Source organism: Sulfitobacter sabulilitoris (assembly GCF_005887615.1).
Taxonomy (GTDB): Bacteria; Pseudomonadota; Alphaproteobacteria; order Rhodobacterales; family Rhodobacteraceae; genus Sulfitobacter_E; species Sulfitobacter_E sabulilitoris.
Genome location: NZ_VANS01000001.1, coordinates 381,637 through 402,896, shown reverse-complemented (window position 1 = coordinate 402,896; position 21,260 = coordinate 381,637). Strand labels below are relative to the sequence as shown.

Sequence of the window (21,260 nt, the reverse complement as noted above, 5' to 3'; positions counted from 1 at the left end):
GTCCCAAGGGGGCGCGGCCTTCTCTGGCGGACATGTCCGCCGGATCGGTGATCCGCTCAGTTGGCGGGCATACCCAAGGCCTCGCGCGCGCGGGTCAAGAACGCTTCGAGCAGTTCAGGATTGTCTTGCGCGGCCTGCAAACCGTTGGCCAGAAGGGTTTTCTCCATCGCGCCCAGATCGGAGTTCTCGATCATTTCGGCGACCTTTTCCATGTCGAAGCTCTCCACGGTCAACGCCTCCTCGGCGGTGACGTCGGCGCTGGCATCTGCCGTCACTTCCGCCGTCGCCTCTGTGCCCTGCGCGTCGACCGTTGCGTCAGCCTCGGCAGTGGCGTCCACGGCGTCAGCGGTCTCCTCGGTCACGGTCTCCGTCGCGCCTTCTGCCGCCTCGGCAGCCTCTGTCGCCGTCTCGTCCACCGCCTCCGCCGCCGCGTCAACGGTCTCCGATGTCGCCTCGGCCGCGTCGGTCGCAGCACCTTCAACGGCCTGCACGGTGTCCGTTGCGGCGTCGGTCGTGGCGTCGGCGGCGGTCTCGGCGGTCTCTTCCACTGCGGTCGCGGCCTCTGTCGCCGCGTCGCCGGTCGCTTCAGCCGCATCCTCGGCCAGGTTCATCGCACCCGCGCCGGCTTCGCTCACCGCTTCGGCTGCATCGCTCGCCATGCTTTCGACGGCGTCCGCCGCGTCCGAGGCGGTTTCGGACAGGGCATTGGCCGCATCGCCTGCCGCTGCCGCTGCCGCGTCGGCGGCTTCGCTGGCCGCATCCACCGCGTCGCTGACCGCCTCGCCTGTGGCATCCGCCGCGTCGCCTGCGGCCTCGGTCGCGCTTTCCAGCGCTTCGGGTGCATTCACGGCATCCGACGCCTCCTGCGTGGCTTCCTGAACCGTCTGACCGGTATAGAGCAGGTATGCCCCGCCCGCGATACCGGCCGCTACGATAATCCAAATCAGATTTCTCATGTCCTTGATCCCTTCAGACCTTGGCCGCGTCGATTTCGGCGGCGTGTTCCCTTGTGGTGTCAAATGAGCGTCAAAATGGAAAGGTTCAAGGGATTATTCGGCCATTTCCAGCCAGTACCGGCCTATTTTGCGGCTTGAAGTGCCTTTCGCGCGGGTTTAGCTTGGCGGCTCGGAAAGTATTAACAACCAAAGGACTACAGCCATCGCTCGCAGACCCCACAACGCGCCGCCCCAACGTGACACCGGCCCGCGCGTCAATGACAAGATCCGGTCCCCGGAAATCCGCCTGATCGGCGCCGACGGCGATAACGTCGGTGTGGTGACGCCCGCCCGCGCCATGGAAATGGCCGAAGAGGCTGGCCTCGACCTTGTCGAAATCTCGCCCAACGCGAACCCGCCTGTGTGCAAGATCATGGATTTCGGCAAGTTCAAGTACGAGACCCAGAAGCGCGAAGCCGAAGCCCGCAAGAAACAGAAGATCATCGAGATCAAAGAAGTCAAGTTCCGCCCCAACACGGACACCAACGACTATGACGTCAAGATGCGCAACGTCTTCAAGTTTCTCGAGAACGGCGACAAGGTCAAGATCACGCTGCGGTTTCGCGGGCGCGAGATGGCGCACCAGAACCTGGGTCGTGAATTGCTTGAGCGGGTCGCCGAAGACACCAAGGACGTCGGTCGGGTAGAGAACTTTCCAAAGATGGAAGGCCGTCAGATGGTCATGCTGATCGGGCCCCTGCCCTCCAAGTGACAGGTCAAGAGCACCGCGCCGGTGATCGTGACAGTCCAGATGCAAAAGCGCCCCCGCGATGATCGCGGGGGCGCTTTCTTGTCATGGCACCAAGGTCTTGGCCCTGGGGGGCCGCGTCACCGCAGCAAGGCGGTGATGTTCCGCACCACGGCACGACGGTTCAATTGCTCCGCCTCTTCGGTCTGAATGCGCAGGGATCCTTCACCGTACCCCTGCGTAATCAGGTTTTCCGGCGGCACATCGAAATACTCCGTCAGGGCAAGCGCCACGGTCTCCGCCCGGCGGTCCGACAGCGCGAGGTTGTAGGTCGCGCTGCCCACGGCGTCGGTGTGTCCCTCGACCAGGATCACGGTGCGCGGATCCTCCGCGATCATCTCGCGGATGGCGCCACCGATCTCGGCCAGGGCCCGCGCCTGTTCGGGCTGGATCGCCGCCGATCCGGTCTCAAAGCGGATCGCATCCAGTTCGATTTCGGGGGCCAGAGCGCGCACCTGACGGATGTCACGCACCTGGTTGAGCGAGAACCGCCGCGTGTTGTCGCGGTTCAATTCCGCGGCCAGCGCGGCGCGCAGGGCGTTCTCGCTCTGGTCCGACGCGGCAAAGCTCTGCTCCTCCACCTGGGGCAACTCCGACACCACGACCTCTTGTGCGGCGACCGTATCGTCGAACAATACCGTCGCCTCGCCATCGGTGCCGATCCGTGTCCGGCTCAGCACCGTCCCGTCGCGGCCGCGGATCGTCACGATCTGACTGCCATCCTCGCGCGTCACCGTGCTGCGCGTCGAGCCATCGTTGAAGGTCTCCGTGCGTACCTCGTTGCCGGGCTGGCGCAGCAGCGCATCATCGTCCTTGAGCACGCGAAGCTCGCCGTCGCGCTCAACCACGACGCGGTCACCCGAACGGCTCATCACCTGGTCGCCGTTCTTCAGAACGGTGCCGACCGCCACCGCCCCAAGGCCCAGCAGTAGAGCTTTTTCGAACTTGCTCAAGCCACCGCTGTCGTCGCTTTCGGCAGAGGCCGACGGAGCATTTCCGGTCACGTCGGTTGAAAATTCCTGGTTCGAGGTGCGGACGTCTTCCTCCGCCACCTCTTCCGTCGTCACTTCGACGTTGTCTGCACCGGATGAATCCGCCGCTGCTGCCGCGGCTGCGGCAGCTTCACGCTCGGCTTGCCGCGCGGCCTGACGCTCGGCTTTGCGGGCTGCCTTGCGCTCGTCTTTGGCGGCATCCGCATCCGCCGCTGCCTGCGCCTCGGCTTCCTGCTGCGCTTGCGCGTCCGCCGCTGCTTGTGCCTCGGCCTCCTGCTGCGCCTGCGCGTCAGCCGCTGCCTGTGCTTCGGCTTCCTGCTGCGCCTGCGCGTCCGCCGCTGCTTGTGCTTCGGCTTCCTGCTGCGCCTGCGCGTCAGCCGCTGCTTGTGCTTCGGCCTCCTGCTGCGCTTGCGCATCCGCCGCTGCCTGTGCCTCGGCTTCCTGCTGCGCTTGCGCGTCCGCCGCTGCTTGTGCTTCGGCTTCCTGCTGCGCTTGCGCGTCCGCCGCTGCTTGCGCCTCGGCCTCCTGCTGCGCCTGCGCGTCCGCCGCTGCCTGCGCCTCGGCCTCCTGCTGCGCTTGCGCGTCAGCCGCTGCTTGTGCTTCGGCTTCCTGCTGCGCTTGCGCGGCCGCCTGGGCCTCTGCGCCGCCGGCCTTGGCCGTCATCCACTCTTCGATCGATCCGATCACCTGCCCATCGCCAAGGACACAGGGCACGGTCGGCAACTCTTCGGTGAACTGGCACTGCCCGGCGCCTTCCTGTGCAAAGCCGGTTGCGGGCATACTGATGCTGACACAAACCGTCAGGGCGGTCGTTGCGTTGAGGATGGATTTCATGGGTCTTGACCTTTCATTGCATGCGCTGCCTTTAGCATCGCGCTATCGGACATAGAACGCCCCCAAGGTCACGGCCGTTCCCACCGCGCAGCAAAGCGCCGCTCCGCGAGCGAAAAACCGCGCAGTCCGGCGGGACCACGCGGCGCTTCAATCCGTGTCAGAGCGGTGTGGCTAGCGGGCGGCGGCCACGGCCCGCTTGGTCATCACCCCCACCAGATGGGCGCGGTAGTCGCCCGATCCATGCAGGTCGCTGATCATGTCGGCCCCCGAAAGCGCGAGGCCATTCACCGCGTCGGCGGCAAAATTCGACGACAACGCCGTCTCCGCCTCGGTCCAGCGAAACACGCCGTCGTTGGATGCGCCGGTGACGGCCACCCGCACCCCATCGCCGAACCTGGCGACGAACACACCCACCAGCGCAAAGCGCGAGGCCGGTTGCACGAACTTCTGGTAATGCGACACCTCAGGCACCGGGAACCGCACCTCGGTCACGATCTCACCTTCGTCCAGCGCGGTGGCGAACATGCCCTGGAAATAATCGTCCGCCGCGATCTCGCGCTTGTCGGTGATGATCGTCGCCCCCGATCCCAGCGCCGCCGCCGGATAGCAGGCCGAAGGGTCGTTGTTGGCCAGCGATCCGCCGATGGTGCCGCGATTGCGCACCGCCGGGTCACCGATATGGCTCGCCAGGTCGGCCAGCCCCGGATAATGGCGCGCCGCTTCGCGCGCGACGACCGCATGCGGTGTCGCGCCACCGATGGCCAGCTGCCCGTCGTCGGTCATGCACACGCCCTTCATTTCCGCGATCCCGGTCAGCGACACCAGCACCGACGGGCTCGCCAGCCGCTGCTTGAGCGTGGGGATCAACGTCTGCCCACCGCCCAGCGGCTGCGCTTCCTCGCGCCCCAGCGCCTTGACGGCATCCGCGATGCTGGTCGGGGTCTCTACATCGAAATTATACATCCTGGTCCTTCCCGAAGCGTCAGGGTCCTCGCGGCCCCATGCTTCTTTTGGTCATAAATACTCCGGGGGTCCGGGGGCTGGCCCCCGGTCCGCCCACTCAGGTCATTGCATCGCCGCCCAGACGCGCGACGGTGTCAACGGCATGTCGATGTGGGTCACATCCTTGCCGCCGCGCTGCAGCGCATCGACCACCGCGTTCACCACCGCGGGCGGGCTGCCGATGGCCCCGGCCTCGCCACAGCCCTTCACGCCCAGCGGGTTATGCGTGCAGGGGGTCTGGCAACTGTGATCGACATCGTAGAACGGCAGGTCATCGGCCCGGGGCATGGCGTAGTCCATGTAACTCGCACTCAGAAGCTGGCCGTTGTCGTCATAGACGCAATTTTCCAGCAACGCCTGTCCGATGCCCTGCGCCAGACCGCCGTGCACCTGGCCGGTCACGATCATCGGGTTGATGATGTTACCGAAGTCGTCGGCGGCACAGAACCGCTCGATGCTGACCTTGCCGGTCTCCGGGTCCACTTCCACCTCGCAGGAATAGGCACCCGACGGGTAGGTGAAGTTCGACGGATCGTAGAACGCCGTCTCCTCCAGCCCCGGCTCGATATCCTCGAGCGGATAGTTGTGCGGCACGTAGGCCGCCAGCGTGACATCGCCCCAGGCCACGGATTTGTCCGTGCCGGCGACGCTGAACGCGCCGTCCTTCAACTCGATATCGCTTTCCGAAGCCTCCAGCAGGTGGCTCGCGATCTTCTTGGCCTTGTTGATGATCTTCTCGGTCGCGCGCACCATCGCCGATCCGCCCACCGCGATGGAGCGCGAGCCATAGGTGCCCATGCCCATCGGGGTGTTGGCGGTGTCGCCGTGCACGATCTCGATCATGCTCTCGTCGATGCCGATCATCTCGGCCACGACCTGCGCGAATGACGTCTCGTGGCCCTGCCCGTGGCTGTGGCTGCCGGTCATCACGACCAGCCCGCCGGTGGCGTTCACCCGCACCGTCGCACTCTCGAACAGGCCCGCCCGCGCGCCCAGCTGCCCCACGAGGTTCGAGGGCGCAATGCCGCAGGCCTCGATGTAGCAGTTCACGCCCAGGCCGCGCAGCTTGCCGTTCTTCGCGCTCTCGGCCCGGCGCGCCTCGAAGCCGCCGAAATCGCCGATCTCCTCGAGCTTGTCCATCGTCGCCACGTAATCGCCGGTGTCGTATTCCACCGCCACCGGCGTGGCATAAGGAAATTCGGTGATGAAGTTCTGCCGCCGCAGCGCGATGGGATCGACCCCAAGCTCGCGCGCGGCCTTGTCCACCACCCGCTCCAGCTGATAGGTCGCCTCGGGGCGGCCAGCCCCGCGATAGGCATCGACCGGCACGGTGTTGGTGAACACGGCCTTGACGTTCACATAGATCAGCGGCGTCTTGTAGTTGCCCGCCATCAGCGTCCCGTGCAGCCATGTCGGAACCGACGGCGCAAAGGTGCTGAGGTACGCGCCCATGTTGGCATAGGTATCGGTGCGCAGCGCGGTAAAGTTGTTGTCCTTGTCGAGCGCCAGTTCGATGGTGCTGACGTGATCGCGGCCATGCGCGTCCGACATGAAGGCCTCCGAGCGGCTCGACGTCCACTTGACCGCGCGGTTGCACGCCTTGGCCGCGAAGGTGACAAACGCCTCTTCCTGGTAGTGAAAGATCTTGGTGCCGAAACCGCCACCCACGTCCGGGGCGACGACGCGCAGTTTATGCTCCGGTATCCCCAGCACGAAGGCGCCCATCAGCAGGCGGATGACATGCGGGTTCTGGCTGGTGGTATAGAGCGTGTGATCGCCGGTGCCGCGGGCATAGTCGCCCACCGCCACACGCGGTTCCATCGGGTTGGCCACGAGGCGGTTGTTGATCAGCTCAAGCTTGGTCACATGCGCCGCATCGCGGAACGCCTGATCGACGGCCTCCTTGTTCTCCTCCACGAAACCCCAGTCATAGCACAGGTTGCCTGTCAGGTCGTCGTGCACCTTGGGCGCGCCGTCCTTGAGCGCATCGCGCATGTTCACGACCGCGGGCAATTCGGCGATATCGACCTCGATCGCCTCGGCGGCGTCGCGCGCCTGCGCCAGCGTCTCGGCGACGACGGCGGCGATGGGTTCGCCCACGTGGCGGACCTTGCCATGCGCCAGCACCGGGTGGCGCGGCTCCTGCATCGGGTCGCCGTGCTTGTCGGTCACCTGCCAGCCGCAGGGCACACCGCCCACCGCCTCGAAATCCGCGCCGGTAAAAATCTGCACGACGCCGGGCATGTCCGCCGCGGTGCTTGTGTCGATCGACGTTATCGTGCCGTGCGCCACGTCAGAGCGCAGGAAAAACACATGCGCCTGCCCGTTGATGTTGATGTCTTCGGTGTAATTGCCGGTCCCCGTCAGGAACCGCACGTCCTCGCGCCGCTTCGAGCTGGCACCGATGCCTCCGTCCTTTGGCATTTGTCTCTCCTCCCTAAAGGTGGAACCGGGCTTCCCCTGCGGCTCCTCTCCGCAAGGGGCGATTCCACGTGTTACGATGATCTATTCGGCGGCGATGCGGCTCACGTCCTGGCCGCTGGCGGCCATGATCGCCTTGACGATGTTGTGATAGCCCGTGCAGCGGCAGATATTGCCCTCAAGATAGACACGCACCTCGCGCTCCGTCGGCTTGGGGTTTTCCTTGAGCAGGGCTGCCGCCGACATCACCATGCCGGGCGTGCAAAAGCCGCACTGCAACCCGTGGTGATCCTGGAACGCCTGCTGGATCACGCTGAGCGACCCGTCGGCATTCGCCATCGCCTCGATGGTGGTCACTTCGGCGCCCTGGGCTTCGGCGGCCAGCATGGTGCAGGCCTTGACCGCCTCGCCGTTCACATGGACCACGCAGGCCCCGCACTGGCTGGTGTCGCATCCGACATGCGTGCCGGTCAGGTTCAGCTGCTCCCGCAGGAACGACGACAACAGAGTGCGCCCTTCCACATCGCCGGACGCGGCTTTTCCGTTCACGGTCATCTTGACCTGTGTCATGCTGTCCTCCCCTATTTCGACAGATCTGAATTGTTCCGAAGTTAAACACGCGCGCCGCGACTTGAGAACACAATTCTTGAACATCTTCACGTTGGTGCACGATAGTGCAGGATGCTCAGGGCGCCGGGCGCTTGCGGCGCGGTTGCGGGCGCGTCGGGATCTCTTTCAACAGCCCGCCCACACCCATCGCCGCGATGTCGTCGCCGGTGACCGCGATCCCGCAGGCCACCCGCGCCAGCACCCAATCGGCCCCGTTCAGCGCGGGCGACCGCGCACAGCCCGGCAGGCCGATGACCGCGCGCCCGCCGAGATCGCCCAGAAACAGCAGGTTACCGGGGTCGACCGGCATCCCGAACCGCTCCACCCGGCCGCCGGCCGCGCGCAGGGCGGACGGCGCGACGTCGTCGATATCGGAGGTGGCCGAGCCGGTCAGGATCAGCGTCAGATCGGACGCGGCGGAACGCAGCGCGGCGGCCAGCGCGTCGGTGCGGTGCGCGACCAGGGTGACCTGCTCCATCGTCAGACCCAAAGCGTCGGTGCGCGCCTCGATCGCCGCGCGGCCCTTGTCGCCGGCCCCGCCGGGGATTTCGGTGACGATCAGCGACGCACTGCGCAGCACCGGCGGCGCCAGCCGGATCGCGGCGCGCGCGGCGGCGCAGGCGGTCTTCAGCGCGGCCCCCGGAACGGCGTAGGAAATGATCTTGATCGTGGCGACCATGCCGCCCCCCGCCATCTGCTGCATGGGCGGCACCGTGGCGACGGTGATCATCGGGTGAATCCGATTGACCGCCTGCACCGCGCCCGCATCCAGCACCGCCACGCCCGGACCCCGTGCCAGCAGGTTCACGCGCCCGGTGAACGGCTTGGTCACGTCAAGCTGCGCCGCCGCCGGATCCGGCACAAGGGCATTGGCCAGCGCCTGCGCCGCCGCATCCTCGCCGACATCGCCATCGTCGAGCCGCGCCACGATCACCTCGGTGATGCCCGCCTCTTGCAGCGCCGCGATATCCGCCTGCGCCAGCACACGCCCCTTGCGCAGTCGGCCCGCCGTGACCGGCACCGAATGGGCCAGCACGGCGCCCTGCGCCTGCGCCAGCGGAACCGCGCCGAACCTCATGCGCCGCGCCGCAGGACCTGGGTCATCTCGGCCAGCACCGACACCGCGATTTCGGGCGGGCTGGCCGCGCCGATATCAAGGCCGATGGGGCCATGGATGCGCGCGATCTCCTTGCCGGTAAAGCCCGCCTCCTGCAGCCGGGCGATGCGCGACGCATGGGTGCGTTTCGATCCCAGCGCACCGACATAGAACGCGCCCGAGCGAAGCGCGATGTGCAGCGCGGGATCGTCCAGCTTGGGATCGTGGGTCAGCAGCACGACGGCGGTGCGGCTGTCGACGCGCAGGTCCTGCATCGCCTCGTCGGGCCAGTCCGCGACGATGGTCTCGCCGGGAAAGCGCGCCTCCGACCCGAAGGCGCCGCGCGGGTCGATGATGGTGGGGTCGTAGCCCGCGATGCGCGCCATCGGCACCAGTGCCTGTGCGATATGCACCGCGCCCACGACGATCAGGCGAAGCGGCGGGTTGTGAATCGCCACGAACAGCGCGCCGTCCTCCTCGAACCCCGACCGATCCGTGGCAAAGCGGTGCGCATGGCCCTGGTCCACCAGCGCCCGCGCCCCGGTGTCGAGGTTGACCTCGTAGGCGACGGGGCTGCGCGCGGCGCGCGCCGCGACCAGTTCGCGCAGCAGCGCCTCGGGCATCGCCGCGCCAACGGGTTCGACCAGGATGCGGATCGTTCCGCCGCAGGCCAGCCCCACGGCAAAGGCGTCGCCATCGCTGATGCCGTATTCGAGAACCCGGTGCGCACCATCCTCCAGCGCCTCCAGCGCCTCCGTGACCACCGCGCCCTCGACGCAACCGCCCGACACCGAGCCCTGCATTTCGCCGTCGCCCGCGATGACAAGCTGCGCGCCCACCCGACGCGGGGCGGACCCCCATGTCTCGATCACCGTCGCCAGAACGGCCCCGCGGCCCGCATCGACCCATTCCAGCGCCCGTTCCGGTGCGTTATCAAAGACATCCATCGCGTTTCTCCCCTGGCACACAGTATGGCGGCTCCGCGCGACCCTGTCTGCCGATATTTCCGTTGCACCGGCGCAGGCTTGCCCGCCGCCTGCGCACAAATTCACATCTTGTAGCACTTGGCCATGGCCACTACATCTGGCGATGAAGCCACACCAGACCGGAGCCCGCCCATGCCCATGCAAGCCCGCGACATCGAAGACCTGATCCGCGAGACGTTTCCACACGCACAGATCACGATCACCGACCTGCGCGGCGATGGCAACCACTATGCCGCCGAGGTGGTCGACGCGTCGTTCAAGGGCTTGAACCGCGTCCAGCAACAGCGTGCCGTCTATGCGGCCCTCAAGGGCAAGATGGACGGATCGGCGGGCGAATTGCACGCGCTGGCGCTGACCACCAAGGCGCCGGAGTAACGGCGCGATGGACTGGTTGCTCATCGGGATCCTGTGCATTGCGATCGTCGTGGTTGCGGTGCTGCGCGGGCTGCAGGCCCTGCGCCACACCAGGGACACCGAGCGCGGCAGCCTGCCCGGCAAGGGCTATCACACGATCGAGGCGAATTATTTCTCAGGTGGCGGCGGCGGCGGACACGCCAGCAGCTTCAAGGTGCCCCGCGACCCGCAGGAATACGCCAGAACCTTCATACCAAAGGACAAAACGAAATGACCGACGCAACGACCCAGATCCGTGAAACCATCACCGCAAGCGATGTGGTCCTGTTCATGAAGGGCACCAAGGAAATGCCGCAATGCGGATTTTCCAGCCGGGTGGCCGGCGTGCTCAACTACATGGGTGTCGAATTCAACGATGTGAACGTGCTGGCCGACGAGGCCCTGCGTCAGGGGATCAAGGAATTCTCCGACTGGCCGACGATCCCGCAGCTTTACGTCAAAGGCGAATTCGTCGGCGGCTGCGACATCATCACCGAGATGACCCTCTCGGGCGAGCTGGACACCCTGTTCGAGCAAAGCGGCGTCACCTATGACAAGGACGCCGCCGACAAGATCCGCGAAGCCAACGGCTGATCCACGCCCCAGTGCACTACGCAAGGCCCGGCCGCCGCCCTGCGCGCGACCGGGTCTTTTCCGGTGATCCGGATGTCAGCCCGCGGCCTGCGCCGTTTCGGGAATATCGAGCCAGCGCATTACGGCAAACGTCGCACCCTGCGGATCCTGCAACACGGCGATCCGCGCGCCGACAGGCAGGTCGAAGGGCTCTTTCACCACGCTGCCGCCCGCCTTTTTGACGGCCTCCACGGTCGCGTCGATATCGTCGCTGGCGAAATACACGTCCCAGCTTGGTGGCCGGTCTTCCATGTCCTCGGTCTGATGGAGGATGCCCGCGACGGGGCGGTTATCGCGCTTGAGGATGGTATAGGGCTCCGGTCCGGCCTCGACCTCCTGGCGTTCCAGGTCAAAGACGCGGGCGTAGAACTCCCCCGCGCGGTCCGGCTCGCGGGTGCAAAGCTCGTTCCACATCATCGCTCCGGCCACGCCCATGACCTCGCTGCCGTGGCCATGTCCGCCGCTCCAGATTCGGACCAGCGCGCCGACGGGGTCGCGGATCACCGCGATCTTGCCCCCCTCGAAAGCGCCAAATGGGCCGTCGACGCATGCGCCGCCCGCCTCTTCGACACGTTTCAGGGTGGCGTCCACGTCGCGCACCTTGAAATAGGTCGCCCAATGCGGCGGCACGTCCTGTGCGCGCAGTTCGGGGTTCAACGGATAGATGCCCGCGACCAGCATGCCTTCCAGCCGCTCGAGCGCGTATTCTCCGCTGTCCTTGTTGCCGATGTCCTGGCTCGTCCAGCCGAACACCTTGTGGTAGAACTGCTCCGCCGCGTCGGGATCTGTGGTGGCGCAATCGGCCCAGTTGGGCGCGCCAAAGGGAATATCGCCATTGGTGATCATGATCTGGGCCACTCCGCATCTGGACAAGGACTGCTGTCGCATAGCGCGGATGCGGCCAAGCCGCATTGATGTTGCTCAAGTGCCGCGAGGGCGCATCGCCCGATCACGCGCGGCACCCGCCCCGCGATCATTGTCGCAGAGAATGATCGCGGACCTGTCGTGCGGCGCAGCCGCGCCTTCGGATCACGCATCGCCGGGGCGGGCGCGTGCCCCGTGGTCAGGACGCCGCTTTCTCCTCTACCGACGCGGCCAGCGCCTCCGCGCGCGCGGCCAGTTCGGCCAGTGTGTCGGTGACGCTTTGCGGCACCACCGGCACCTCGACGCGCTCCGGCTCCACGACAGCGCCGCGCAGCCCTTCGAGTTCGGCCTCGCGCTCGGCCAGTTTCGCCTGCACCTCGGTCACCCGGTCCTCGACGCTGGCGGTCTTATCGGCCAGCAGCAGGCCCGCCATCAGCAGCATCCGCGATTCGGGCATGCGGCCCACCTGGTCGGACAGGACCTGGGCCTCGTCGTCCAGCATCTTGGCGGCCGAGTGCAGATAATGCTCCTCGCCCTCCTGGCAGGCCACCTGGAACTGCCGGCCACCGATGGAAATCGTCACTTCGGGCATCAGGCACTCTCCTCTTCGGTCTTGGTCCCGGCGGCTTCGGCGGCATTCCCCGCTCCGGCGCCGTCATCGCGTGCAGCGGCTTGCAACAGCGGGGTCAACGCTCCAAGGATCGTGTCGGCCTCGGACAGATCGACGGCCCGCGCCGCGCGCAGGCTTTCCAGTTCGGCCATCATCGCCTTGTTGATCAGATGCGGCTCGCCCACGCCCTCTTCGTTGGCGCGCCGCAGCGCATCGCAGGCTTCGGTCAGTTGCGCATTCACCCGCCGCAGCTTTTGCAGGTCGGTGTCGAGCTTTGTCATCCGCGCCTCGGCCTGTGCGCCCTGCGCCTCCAGCCGGGCCAGCGCCGCGTCCTGGCGTTCTTTCAACACCCGCACGCGTTCCGTCAGTTGCGCGTTGACGGTCTTTTCCTCGTCCAGCTGCTGCCGGACGGAGGCGTCGTCGCGGTCGCCCTGCGCGGCCAGTCCGTCCAGCCCCTTGGCCACCCGGTCCATCGCTGCGGTGATCCGCCGCTGCAACTCGTCGATGTCACTCATACCCACCTCTATGTCTATCAGGGCCCCGCGGTCTCTTCGGCGGCGCCCCCCGGGCGGTCCGATCCGCGAATCGCGCCTGTGGCGCTTGTGTGGGGCAATCCTACCCAAAGGGCAAAATAAATGCGCCCCCCTTTGCGATCAACGCCTTGCACGCTGCGCTTCATCCTGCCGAACCGCCCGGCAAGGGCCTGCGCGCGCGGCGGCGCTTGATCTTTGGCCGCTGGCTGGTATGGACCTAGCCCAAAGCTCATACCCAAAGGAAGCCTGCCCCGTGGATCTGAACGCCCTCGCCACCGCCCATCCCGATCACTGGTCCAAGGCGACCGCCATCCGCGCGTTGACGCTGGACGCGGTCGCAGCGGCCAATTCAGGCCATTCCGGCATGCCGATGGGCATGGCCGATGTCGCCACCGTCCTGTTCGAGCGGCACCTCAAGTTCGACGCCAAGGCCCCCGCCTGGCCCGACCGCGACCGTTTCATCCTGTCGGCCGGTCACGGATCGATGCTGATCTATTCGCTGTTGTATCTGACCGGGTACGAGGACATGACGCTGGAGCAGGTCAAGAATTTCCGCCAGTGGGGCGCGCGCACAGCGGGCCACCCCGAATATGGCCATGCCGGCGGGATCGAGACCACCACGGGCCCGCTGGGACAGGGCATTTCCAACGCCGTGGGCTTTGCGATGGCCGAGGAAATCCAGCGCGCCACCTATGGCAAGAAGGCCGTGGACCATTACACCTATGTCATCGCCGGTGACGGCTGCCTGATGGAGGGCGTCAGCCAGGAGGCGATCACGCTGGCGGGGCGTCACAAACTGGGCAAGCTGATCGTGATGTGGGACAACAACGACATCACCATCGACGGCCCCGTGAGCCTGTCCGACCGCACCGATCAGCCGGCGCGCTTCAGGGCGGCGGGCTGGGACGTGATCGAAATCGACGGCCACGACCCCGAGGCGATCGACGCGGCCCTGACACAGGCCCGCGAGGGCGACCTGCCCACGATGATCGCCTGCAAGACGCATATCGCGCTGGGCCACGCGGCGCAGGACACCTCCAAGGGGCACGGCGCGCTGACCGACGCCGATCAGATGGCTGCCGCAAAAGCCGCCTATGGCTGGACAGCCGGGCCGTTCGAGGTGCCGGCGGAGGTGAAAGCCGCATGGGAGGCCATCGGCGCACGCGGTGCCGATGCCCGCCGCGCCTGGGAGGAGCGGTTCGACACCCTGCCCCGCGCCAAGCGCGAGACCTTCAACCGCGCCTACAGGCTGGAGGCGCCGAACAAGCTGTCGGCGACGATCAAGGCGTTCAAAAAGCAGATGTCCGAAACCGCGCCGAAGCTGGCCACCCGCGCCAGCTCGGAGCGTGTGCTAGAAGTGGTGAACCCGATCCTGCCGGAAACCGTCGGCGGCTCGGCGGACCTGACGGGATCGAACAACACCAAGACCGCCGATCTGGGCGTGTTCGACGTGGACAACCGTGCAGGGCGCTATGTCTATTGGGGCATCCGCGAACATGGCATGGCGGCGGCGATGAACGGCATGGCCCTGCATGGAGGGGTGCGGCCCTATGGCGGCACCTTCATGTGTTTTACCGATTACGCACGCCCGGCGATGCGGCTGGCCGCGCTGATGCGCATCCCGACCGTCTTCGTGATGACCCACGATAGCATCGGCCTCGGCGAGGATGGGCCGACCCATCAGCCGGTCGAGCATCTGGCGATCAGCCGCGCCACCCCCAACACCTATGTCTTCCGCCCCGCCGACACGATCGAAACGGCCGAGGCCTGGGAAATCGCGCTGACCGCGACCGAAACGCCGTCGGTCCTGTCGCTGACCCGTCAGGGGCTGCCAACCGTGCGCACCGACCACAAGACCAAGAACCTGACCGCGCAGGGCGCCTATGTCCTGGCCGACGCGGAAGGCAAGCGACAGGTCATCCTGATCGCGACCGGATCCGAAGTCAGCGTGGCGATGGCCGCGCGCGACATGCTGCAGGCCGACGGGATCGGCACGCGTGTCGTGTCCATGCCCTGCATGGAGCTGTTCGCCGCGCAGGACGAAGCCTACCGCAAACGGGTTCTGCCGGGCGGTCCGGTCCGCGTCGGCATCGAGGCCGCCGTGCGCCAGGGCTGGGACCAGTGGCTGCTGGGCGAGCGCGGCAAATGGGGCAAGGCCGATTTCGTCGGCATGGACAGCTTCGGCGCCTCCGCACCCGCCGAAGTGCTGTTCGACAAGTTCGGCATCACGCCCCAGGCCGTGGTCGACAAGGTAAAGGCGTTGCTGTAACACCCGACGACCGGGTGGAAAACGGGGCGCGATCCGCAAGGGTCGCGCCCTTTGCCTGTCAAAACGGCTGACTGATCCGCCAAAGGCCGGTGCCCGCACCGTCGAGGGAAAGTGATTTGACCGCCGCGCGCAAAGACTTTCTACTTGAGGTAGCAAATCGAGGAGGCTCATATGAAAAAGTCTTTGATCGGTATCGCTCTTGTTGTCAGCGCGACAACGGCACTGTCCCAACAGCTTGCAGGCACGGAAGCCGACAAATCCTACGCGGCCGAACTTTGGGCCCGGATGGAGGCATTGGGCCTGACGGGCGACAGCGCCATCCAGGCGTTTCCCTACCAGGGCGTCGAACCGCACGGCCTGATGCTTCAGACATTCTATACCCGCACCACGATCGACGGGCACACCGGAGCTTTGGTCGTCAAGCGCAACTACGGACCGGAGGGGGTGTCCGTCGACGAGATCCTGTCGAACCCCGACGATCACCTTGGGTCGATCACCGTCATGTTTCAACGCGAGGCGGATTATGATCCCGAGACCGGAAACTGGTTCTGGGCCAAGTATCTGGCAGATGGCACGCTTGATCAGAACCCGGCGGGCATGGCGCTTGCGGGGCTGGTGGGCAAGGGTGCCGAGGCCGGCTGCATCGCCTGTCATCAGGACGCTGGCGGAGGCGACTATCTGTTCACGACGGATGCCGACCTGACAGTGGAATAGCGGCGGCGTCACCGGTGCGATCACGCCTTGGGCCGAACGGCACCGCCGCGTCGGCAATGGTGGGTCGCGCGCGCGACACCCCGTGTCGACCTCCACGCCCATGATCCGCCCCGCAGCCGAATTGACCCCGATCAGTATGCGCGCCGGACCGCGGTGCCACAGTGCCGCGTATCTTTCCGGCCACAGAGGGACAGCTCATGGAAACGCAACCCCGGATCATCTATCGCGGCTTTGACCCGGCCCCGGACATCGAGCCGCTGATCCGCGACAGGATCGCCAAGCTCGAACAGGTGCACGACCGCATCACATCCTGCACCGTCACCGTGGACCTGCCCAAGAAAAAGGGCGTTCAGGGCCATATCTACCGGGTGTCCATCGACATCGAAGTGCCGACGGGCAAGGTGTCGGTCAGCCGCAAGCCCGGCGATGTGAATGCCCATGAGGACCTCAAGGTCGCTTTGCGCGACAGCTTTGCCAGCGCCCGGCGGCAACTGGTGGGGCACCTGCGGCGCCACGACGGCGTGCACGTCAAAACCCATCCCGAAAAACAGCAGGGCACCGTGGTCGATGTGTTTCCGCGCGATGGCTTCGGCTTTGCCGCGCTGCCATCGGGCGACGAAGTGTACTTCCAGCGCGACAGCATGGTCGGCAGGGATTGGAAGGACGTGACCGTCGGCAGCACGTTGCACTTCACGCTGATGGAGGGCGAAAAGGGCCCCTACGCGGTCAACGTATCGCTGCGCGACTGAGCGTCAGGCGGTCTTGCCGCCCGACAGTTTGCCCCAGATCGGCACCAGGACCCGTGTCGCCACCGGGATCAGCACGAGCCCGAGCGCCAGGCCCAGCACCCCGTCCATCGCCGCGGTCGCCGCCCATTCGGTGGCCGCCTCGATCCGCGTCGGAACCTGATGCGCGAGCGCCACCGCGATGTCGTGGATCCGGTCGTAGAGCCAGCTCCACCCGACCACGTCCAGCCCGTGGATCACGATGTTGCCCCCGACCCAGAGCATCGCCGCCGTGCCGATGATCGTGAGGCCCTTCATCAGGCCCGGCATCGCCTTGACGATCCCGCGGCCAAAGGCGCGAGTGGCACCGAAATACCCTTCGGAGGCGAGATGTAGTCCGACATCGTCGGCTTTCACGATAAGCGCCACCGCGCCGTAGACCACAACCGTGATCATGATCGCGACCACCGCGAGGGTCGCCGCCTCGAACCAGAAATTGCTTTCGGGGATGGCGGCCAGGGCGATGGTCATGATTTCCGCCGACAGGATGAAATCGGTCTTGATCGCGCCTTGCGCCTTTTCTTCTTCCAGATGAGCGGGATCGCCCGGCAAATCCTCCTTGAACACCTGCGCCGGGTTGTGGGGAAACAGCGCGTGCTGCACCTTCTCCGCCCCCTCGAAACATAAATAGGCCCCGCCCAACATCAGAAGCGGGGTGATCAGCCAGGGCGCGAAGTTGGTGAGCAAAAGCCCGATCGGCAACAAGAACACCAGCTTGTTCTTGAGCGATCCCTTGGTGATGCGCCAGATGATCGGCAGTTCACGCTCGGCCGAGAAACCCTGAACGTATTTCGGCGAGACAGCGGCGTCGTCGATCACCGCCCCCGCGGCCTTGGACCCGGCCTTGGCCGCCTGCCCGATCACATCGTCGACCGAAGACGCGGCCACCTTGGCGATCGACGCCACATCGTCCAGCAGGGCCAAAAGACCACTCATATCACCGCTCCTCGGTTCCTTGCTCGTGTTCCCGTATCAGCTAGCACCCGCGCGCGGTTTGGCCAACCGCTTTGCGCGCCGTCGCGTCAGACCGGCAGGTTTATCGCTAACACCCGGAAATCGGTGCGTTTTGTCCATTTCACCCCTCGGCCCCCGCCGATATAGAACGCGCGACACCAGCATGACCAAAGGAAAGAGCATGACCATCAAAGTCGGCATCAACGGGTTTGGCCGCATCGGCCGCTGTACGCTTTCGCATATCGCGGCCAGCGGGCGCGACGATATCGAAGTGGTCAAGATCAACGCCACCGGGCCGCTGGCCTCGGCCGCGCATCTGATCAAGTACGACAGCGTGCATGGCCGCTTTCCCGGCGAGGTGACGGTGGGTGACGGTACGCTGGACCTGGGGCATGGGCCGATCCCTGTGTCCTCGACCTATGACATGGCAGAACTGGATTGGTCGGGCTGCGACGTGGTGCTGGAATGCACCGGAAAATTCAACGACGGCGCCAAGGCCGGCGTGCACCTGGATCGCGGGGCCAAGCGCGTCTTGCTGTCCGCGCCCGGCAAGAACGTGGACCGCACCGTGGTCTTCGGCGTCAACGACGACACGCTGACCGCGTCGGACCGGATGGTGTCGAACGGGTCGTGCACCACGAACTGCCTGGCCCCGCTGGCCAAGGTCATGCACGAGGCCGTGGGCATCGAAAGCGGGCTGATGACCACGATCCACAGCTATACCGGCGATCAGCCCACGCTGGACCGCCGGCATGACGATCTGTACCGCGCGCGCGCCGCCGCCATGGCGATCATCCCCACATCGACCGGCGCGGCCAAGGCGCTGGGCGAGGTGCTGCCGGCGCTCAAGGGCCGGTTGGACGGCACCGCGATGCGCGTCCCCACACCTAACGTGAGCGCCGTAGACCTGACGTTCCAGGCGTCGCGCGACGTTACCGTGGAAGAGATCAACGAGGCCGCCCGCGCCGCCGCCCAGGGCCACATGGCCCGCGTACTGGCCTATGATCCGGAGCAGAAGGTATCGGTCGATTTCAATCACACCGAGTATAGCTGCATCTTTGCGCCGGATCAGACCATCGTGGTCGCGGGCCGGACCGTGCGTGTACTGGGCTGGTACGACAACGAATGGGCGTTTTCCGTGCGCATGGCCGACGTCGCCGTCGCGATGGGGCGCCTGGGTTAGTCGCGCCGCGCGCGCATCACCCGGCTTGCGAGCATCCGGCAAGGCTGTCATACCGGCCTTGCCGTTTTCATTTCCCGCTCCGGCGCCGCTCGCGGTGCCCCGCCCCATCCCAGAGGCCCCATGACCAACCGCATCGCGCTTGTCCTCGGCCTGCTGATCATGGCGATTGTGGTGACCGACGTGATCCTCTTTGGATCCGATCACGTGGTTTTCCTCAGCAAGAAACTCTTTGAACTGATCGAATGGATCGCCTTCTGGCGCTGACACCCAAGGGTTGACATCGCCGGTCAAATGGCTTTGTTTCACGCTCGATGTTAGCGCTATCGGTGTCGCCGGGACGGACCCCGCGGACCGGCCGCACCGGACAAAGGGGATTTCGGATGACCACCCGTATCGCAATCAACGGATTTGGCCGGATCGGCCGCAATGTACTGCGTGCGCTGATGGATGCGGGGCGCGACGACCTTCAGGTTGTCGCGATCAACGACCTCGCCCCGCTCGACACCAATGCGCATCTTTTCGAATACGACAGCGTGCATGGCCGCTATGGCCGCCCCGTAACCCTGTCGGACGGCACGATGGACGTGGGCCAGGGCCCGATCACGGTGACGGCCCTGCGCACGCCCGAGGATCTGCCCTGGGACGGTGTCGATGTGGCGCTTGAGTGCACGGGCGTCTTTACCGAAGCCGAGGCGGCGGCGCGCCATTTCACGAACGGATCGAAAAAGGTTCTGATCTCGGCCCCCGGCAAGGGCGCGATGAAAACGGTGGTCTTCGGCGTGAACCACGACATTCTGACGGCGGACGACAGGATCGTGTCGAACGGGTCGTGCACCACGAATTGCCTGGCCCCCATCGCGCAGATCCTGAACGACGCTGTCGGCCTCACGCGCGGGATGATGACCACCGTGCACAGCTATACCGGCGATCAGCCGGTGCATGATACCGCACACAGGGATCTCTACCGCGCGCGCGCCGCAGCACTGTCGATGGTGCCCACCACGACCGGTGCCGCCAAGGCGCTCGGCCTGGTGCTGCCCGAACTCGACGGTCGCATCGCCGGCACCGCGATCCGGGTGCCGACACCGAATGTGTCTTGCGTCGACCTCACCTTCGAGGCGGGGCGCGACACCAGCGTGGAGGAGATCAACCAGATCGTGGCCGATGCCGCCGCAGGCCCCTACAGCCGCATTCTGGCCGTTACCGCCCGCCCGCTGGTGTCGGTGGATTTCAACCACGACCCCCACTCCGCCGTGTTCGCCGCCGACCAGACGCAGGTGCTGGATGCGCGCATGGTGCGCGTCCTGGTGTGGTATGACAACGAATGGGGCTTTTCCAACCGGATGCTGGATACAGCCGCCCTGATGGCCGGGCTCTAGGCAGGGTACGCGGCGCGGCGCGCGGCGATCGGATGACAGTCGATCAACCCGGTCATGCGCGCTCAGCGGCATCAGACGTGGTATCAGGCCAAATGGCGGCGCGATTGACATCCGACGGATTGCGGCCGCCCGCCGGCCCCGATCGACGGATCAGGCCGTCGCGGCGGCCTTGGCCTTGGCGCCGAAGCGACGCAGCAATTCCTGATTGACCAAAGGCGTCACGAACTTGCTGACATCGCCGTCAAGCCGGGCGATTTCCTTGACCAGCTTGCTGGCGATCGCCTGATGCTGGGCTTCGGCCATCAGGAACACCGTCTCGACGCTGTCATCGAGTTGCCGGTTCATGCCGACCATCTGGTATTCGTATTCGAAATCCGCCACCGCGCGCAGTCCGCGCACGATGACCTGCGCCCCGACATCGTGGGCGGCGTGGATCAGCAGGTTCTCGAACGGGTGCACGACGATCTCTGTGCCGGTCTGATCGCTCAGCTTGGCGCATTCCGCCTCGATCATGGCGACGCGCTGTTCCAGCGAAAACAACGGCCCCTTGTCGCGGTTGATCGCGACCCCGATCACAAGCCGGTCCACAAGTGCCGCCGCCCGGCGTATGATATCGAGATGACCCAATGTGATCGGATCGAAGGTGCCGGGATAGAGGCCAACGCGCATGCGGACGCTCCTGATATTTGATCTTGCGGTACAAGCAATCAGGTCGCGCAGGCGATTGCAAGCCGCTTGTGTGCGCGCATCACCGTCTTTGCCCGACCGATCCTGCGCCTAGTGACCCATGATCATGCCTTCGAGCGCGTCTTTTTCCATCGCAAGTTCGGTCAGCCGCGCCTTGACCACGTCGCCCAGCGAAATCAGCCCGACAAGCTGGCCGCCTTCGATCACCGGCATGTGACGAAACCGTCCGTCGGTCATCTGTTGCAGGATCGCATCGGCACGGTCGTCGCGCGAACAGGTCACCAGCTTGGAGGTCATGTACTCCGACACCGTGTGCGCCAGACACCCCGACCCGCGCCGACCGATCTCGCGGACGATGTCGCGTTCCGACAGGATGCCGTCGGGGCTCTGACCGTCGCGCGAGATCACCAATGTCCCGATGCGTCGCTCCGACAGGATGCCCGCGGCCTCGGACAGCAGCATCGTCGGCGGAACCGTCACCACCGCGTCGTCGGATTTGCTCTTGAGGATCTGAGACACCAGCATTTCAACCTCCCTCGGAAAATGCAGCCATGCTTCAGCGTCACCGCATTA

General features: G+C 65.8%; 23 protein-coding genes. 10 read left to right on the top strand and 13 right to left on the bottom strand.

Translation table 11 applies throughout. From position 1 onward, the window contains the following. Positions 1 to 56: 56 nt before the first annotated feature. Positions 57 to 956 (bottom strand): translation initiation factor 3, encoded by a 900-nt coding sequence (locus FDT80_RS18810; RefSeq protein ID WP_170311749.1) that lies wholly within the window; start codon positions 954 to 956, stop codon positions 57 to 59. A gap of 178 nt (positions 957 to 1,134) precedes the next feature. On the opposite strand from FDT80_RS18810, the gene infC reads away from it, so the two are divergent. Next, positions 1,135 to 1,707, top strand: coding sequence for a translation initiation factor IF-3 (gene infC, locus FDT80_RS01855; protein WP_138660535.1), 573 nt, complete (start codon positions 1,135 to 1,137; stop codon positions 1,705 to 1,707). A 116-nt stretch (positions 1,708 to 1,823) separates the two neighbouring features. Here infC and FDT80_RS01850 read toward each other — a convergent pair whose 3' ends face one another. The 6 genes from FDT80_RS01850 to FDT80_RS01825 form a co-directional block, all read right to left on the bottom strand. Then, positions 1,824 to 3,569: an OmpA family protein gene (locus FDT80_RS01850; RefSeq protein WP_138660534.1), complete on the bottom strand. Its 1,746-nt coding sequence runs from the start codon at positions 3,567 to 3,569 to the stop codon at positions 1,824 to 1,826. 171 nt (positions 3,570 to 3,740) lie between these two features. Next, positions 3,741 to 4,532, bottom strand: coding sequence for an FAD binding domain-containing protein (locus FDT80_RS01845; RefSeq protein ID WP_138660533.1), 792 nt, complete (start codon positions 4,530 to 4,532; stop codon positions 3,741 to 3,743). Positions 4,533 to 4,634: 102 nt separating this feature from the next. Continuing rightward, positions 4,635 to 6,995 carry a xanthine dehydrogenase family protein molybdopterin-binding subunit gene (locus tag FDT80_RS01840; protein ID WP_138660532.1) on the bottom strand — a complete coding sequence of 787 codons (2,361 nt, stop codon included), beginning with the start codon at positions 6,993 to 6,995 and terminating at the stop codon, positions 4,635 to 4,637. Between the two features lie 81 nt (positions 6,996 to 7,076). Continuing rightward, positions 7,077 to 7,562, bottom strand: a complete 486-nt coding sequence (locus FDT80_RS01835) for a (2Fe-2S)-binding protein (protein ID WP_138660531.1) — start codon at positions 7,560 to 7,562, stop codon at positions 7,077 to 7,079. A gap of 115 nt (positions 7,563 to 7,677) precedes the next feature. After that, the gene (locus tag FDT80_RS01830; protein ID WP_138660530.1) at positions 7,678 to 8,679 is read right to left on the bottom strand and encodes a molybdopterin-binding protein; all 1,002 of its coding nucleotides are present in this window, start codon (positions 8,677 to 8,679) and stop codon (positions 7,678 to 7,680) included. Further along, positions 8,676 to 9,644 (bottom strand): XdhC family protein, encoded by a 969-nt coding sequence (locus FDT80_RS01825; RefSeq protein ID WP_138660529.1) that lies wholly within the window; start codon positions 9,642 to 9,644, stop codon positions 8,676 to 8,678. Before FDT80_RS01825 ends, FDT80_RS01830 begins: the two co-directional genes overlap by 4 nt. Before the next feature lie 171 nt (positions 9,645 to 9,815). On the opposite strand from FDT80_RS01825, the gene FDT80_RS01820 reads away from it, so the two are divergent. Genes FDT80_RS01820 through grxD form a run of 3 tightly spaced genes read left to right on the top strand, consistent with a single transcriptional unit; the run spans position 9,816 to position 10,670 of the window. Continuing rightward, positions 9,816 to 10,058 (top strand): BolA/IbaG family iron-sulfur metabolism protein, encoded by a 243-nt coding sequence (locus FDT80_RS01820; protein WP_138660528.1) that lies wholly within the window; start codon positions 9,816 to 9,818, stop codon positions 10,056 to 10,058. 7 nt (positions 10,059 to 10,065) lie between these two features. Then, on the top strand, positions 10,066 to 10,311 hold the full coding sequence (locus FDT80_RS01815) for a hypothetical protein (RefSeq protein ID WP_138660527.1): 246 nt from the start codon (positions 10,066 to 10,068) through the stop codon (positions 10,309 to 10,311). Continuing rightward, positions 10,308 to 10,670 (top strand): Grx4 family monothiol glutaredoxin, encoded by a 363-nt coding sequence (gene grxD / locus FDT80_RS01810; protein ID WP_138660526.1) that lies wholly within the window; start codon positions 10,308 to 10,310, stop codon positions 10,668 to 10,670. The genes FDT80_RS01815 and grxD overlap by 4 nt, the downstream gene beginning before the upstream one ends. 75 nt (positions 10,671 to 10,745) lie before the next feature. Here the strand turns inward: grxD and FDT80_RS01805 are convergent, their stop codons facing one another. From FDT80_RS01805 to FDT80_RS01795, 3 genes are all read right to left on the bottom strand, one after another. Next, the gene (locus FDT80_RS01805; protein WP_170311760.1) at positions 10,746 to 11,567 is read right to left on the bottom strand and encodes a VOC family protein; all 822 of its coding nucleotides are present in this window, start codon (positions 11,565 to 11,567) and stop codon (positions 10,746 to 10,748) included. 205 nt (positions 11,568 to 11,772) lie between these two features. After that, the gene (locus FDT80_RS01800) at positions 11,773 to 12,165 is read right to left on the bottom strand and encodes a cell division protein ZapA (RefSeq protein WP_138660524.1); all 393 of its coding nucleotides are present in this window, start codon (positions 12,163 to 12,165) and stop codon (positions 11,773 to 11,775) included. Continuing rightward, the gene (locus FDT80_RS01795; RefSeq protein WP_246039802.1) at positions 12,165 to 12,698 is read right to left on the bottom strand and encodes a hypothetical protein; all 534 of its coding nucleotides are present in this window, start codon (positions 12,696 to 12,698) and stop codon (positions 12,165 to 12,167) included. Before FDT80_RS01795 ends, FDT80_RS01800 begins: the two co-directional genes overlap by 1 nt. 271 nt (positions 12,699 to 12,969) lie before the next feature. Here FDT80_RS01795 and tkt point away from each other — a divergent pair, with 271 nt between their 5' ends. From tkt to FDT80_RS01780, 3 genes are all read left to right on the top strand, one after another. Further along, entirely contained in the window at positions 12,970 to 14,985 is a 2,016-nt protein-coding gene (gene tkt, locus FDT80_RS01790) for a transketolase (protein ID WP_138660523.1), read from the top strand. 171 nt (positions 14,986 to 15,156) lie between these two features. Further along, positions 15,157 to 15,699, top strand: a complete 543-nt coding sequence (locus tag FDT80_RS01785; RefSeq protein ID WP_138660522.1) for a cytochrome P460 family protein — start codon at positions 15,157 to 15,159, stop codon at positions 15,697 to 15,699. Positions 15,700 to 15,896: 197 nt separating this feature from the next. Next, positions 15,897 to 16,448: an HPF/RaiA family ribosome-associated protein gene (locus FDT80_RS01780; RefSeq protein ID WP_138660521.1), complete on the top strand. Its 552-nt coding sequence runs from the start codon at positions 15,897 to 15,899 to the stop codon at positions 16,446 to 16,448. 3 nt (positions 16,449 to 16,451) lie between these two features. Here the strand turns inward: FDT80_RS01780 and FDT80_RS01775 are convergent, their stop codons facing one another. Further along, entirely contained in the window at positions 16,452 to 17,420 is a 969-nt protein-coding gene (locus FDT80_RS01775) for a DUF808 domain-containing protein (protein ID WP_138660520.1), read from the bottom strand. A 199-nt stretch (positions 17,421 to 17,619) separates the two neighbouring features. Here FDT80_RS01775 and gap (FDT80_RS01770) point away from each other — a divergent pair, with 199 nt between their 5' ends. The 3 genes from gap (FDT80_RS01770) (at position 17,620) to gap (FDT80_RS01765) (ending at position 20,000) form a co-directional block, all read left to right on the top strand. Next, positions 17,620 to 18,621, top strand: a complete 1,002-nt coding sequence (gene gap, locus FDT80_RS01770; protein WP_138660519.1) for a type I glyceraldehyde-3-phosphate dehydrogenase — start codon at positions 17,620 to 17,622, stop codon at positions 18,619 to 18,621. Positions 18,622 to 18,741: 120 nt separating this feature from the next. Continuing rightward, complete coding sequence (locus FDT80_RS18805; protein ID WP_170311759.1) at positions 18,742 to 18,885, top strand: hypothetical protein; 144 nt, start codon at positions 18,742 to 18,744, stop codon at positions 18,883 to 18,885. 116 nt (positions 18,886 to 19,001) lie between these two features. After that, the gene (gene gap, locus FDT80_RS01765; RefSeq protein ID WP_138660518.1) at positions 19,002 to 20,000 is read left to right on the top strand and encodes a type I glyceraldehyde-3-phosphate dehydrogenase; all 999 of its coding nucleotides are present in this window, start codon (positions 19,002 to 19,004) and stop codon (positions 19,998 to 20,000) included. A gap of 150 nt (positions 20,001 to 20,150) precedes the next feature. On the opposite strand, the gene coaD is transcribed toward gap (FDT80_RS01765), so the two are convergent. Both coaD and FDT80_RS01755 read right to left on the bottom strand, forming a co-directional pair. After that, on the bottom strand, positions 20,151 to 20,669 hold the full coding sequence (coaD, locus tag FDT80_RS01760; RefSeq protein ID WP_138660517.1) for a pantetheine-phosphate adenylyltransferase: 519 nt from the start codon (positions 20,667 to 20,669) through the stop codon (positions 20,151 to 20,153). Positions 20,670 to 20,777: 108 nt separating this feature from the next. Beyond that, positions 20,778 to 21,212: a CBS domain-containing protein gene (locus tag FDT80_RS01755; protein WP_138660516.1), complete on the bottom strand. Its 435-nt coding sequence runs from the start codon at positions 21,210 to 21,212 to the stop codon at positions 20,778 to 20,780. Positions 21,213 to 21,260: the final 48 nt, after the last annotated feature.